Origin of the sequence: Streptomyces sp. NPDC088246, assembly GCF_044741025.1 — a bacterium.
Taxonomy (GTDB): domain Bacteria; phylum Actinomycetota; class Actinomycetes; order Streptomycetales; family Streptomycetaceae; genus Streptomyces.
Window position 1 is genome coordinate 1 of record NZ_JBIURV010000177.1, and the last position, 1288, is coordinate 1288.

Below are 1288 nucleotides of genomic sequence, written 5' to 3' on the forward strand. Positions count from 1 at the left end.
CCGATGCCGATCCGTCTCGACGGTCCGCTCGACGTGACCGCACTGACCGCGGCGTTGGACGCGATGGTCGTGCGGCACGAGGTGCTGCGCACCCGGCTGGTGGCGGACGCGGACGGTGTACCGCATCAGGTGATCGATCCGGCGCGGCCCTTCCCGCTCGCGGTGGTCGATGTGTCCGGCGAAGCCGATTCCGACGCATGCGCGGAGGAGTTGCTGTACGCCGATGCGATGAAGCCGTTCAACCTGACGGACGGCCCACTGGTCCGAGCCACCCTGATCCAGGTGGCGGACGAGAAGCACGTTCTTGTGCTGGTGGCGCACCACGTGATCTTCGACGAGTGGTCGGATCACCTGTTCCAGCGTGAGCTGAATGCCCTCTACGAAGCCTTCCGCGCAGGCCGGACGAACCCACTGCCTGAGCTGCCGGCGCAGTACGCCGACTTCTCCGTCTGGCAGCGCGCATGCATGTCCGGAGACGTGCTGGATAGCCAGCTCTCCTACTGGCGCAACAAGTTGACCGGCGCACCGACGCTTGACCTGCCTACCGACCGGCCGCGTCCTGCGGTTCGTTCTTCTGCGGGTGCGGTGCAGGGGTTCAGTGTGTCGGCGCGGACGGCTCAGGGATTGCGGGAGTTGTCGAGGGAGTGTGGGGCGTCGATGTTCATGACGCTCCTGGCGGCCTTCGATGTGCTGTTGGGCCGGTACGCGGGTTCGGACGACGTGGTGGTCGGCACCCCGGTCGCGAACCGCAACCGCGCCGAGACGGAAGACCTGATCGGATTCTTCGTGAACACGTTGGTGCTGCGCACCGACCTGTCCGGCGACCCGACGTTCACCGAACTTCTCGCTCGGGTGCGGGAGACCGCATTGGGCGCCTACGCCCACCAGGACCTGCCGTTCGAACAGCTGGTGGACGACCTCGTCACCGAGCGGGACCGGTCCCGGACCCCGCTCTTCCAGGTCCTTTTCAGCTATGTCGTCAACAGTGGCGCGTACACCAACCCGGGCGGCGCCCTGCCATCGAAGTTCGATCTGTCGGTCCGGATCGAAGATGGCGACGACACCCTCTCGGGGCAGATCGAGTACAGCACTGCGCTGTTCGATGCATCGACGATGGAGCGCCTGGCGGGCCATCTGGTCACGCTGTTGGACGCCGTTGTCGTGGAGCCGGCGCAGCGGGTGGGTGAGCTGCTGGTGCTTTCTGCCGGTGAGCGTGAGTTGGTGGTGGAGGGGTGGAATTCGTCTTCGGTGGAGTTGCCGTTGGTGGGTGGTGTGCATGAGTTGATTG

General features: G+C 65.7%; 1 protein-coding gene. It reads left to right on the top strand.

Going from position 1 to position 1288, the window contains the following annotated elements; all coding sequences use genetic code 11:
• Positions 1-63 precede the first annotated feature (63 nt).
• Positions 64-1288: condensation domain-containing protein (locus ACIPEK_RS46695; RefSeq protein ID WP_402009146.1), on the top strand; the 1225-nt coding region annotated here is incomplete at its 3' end.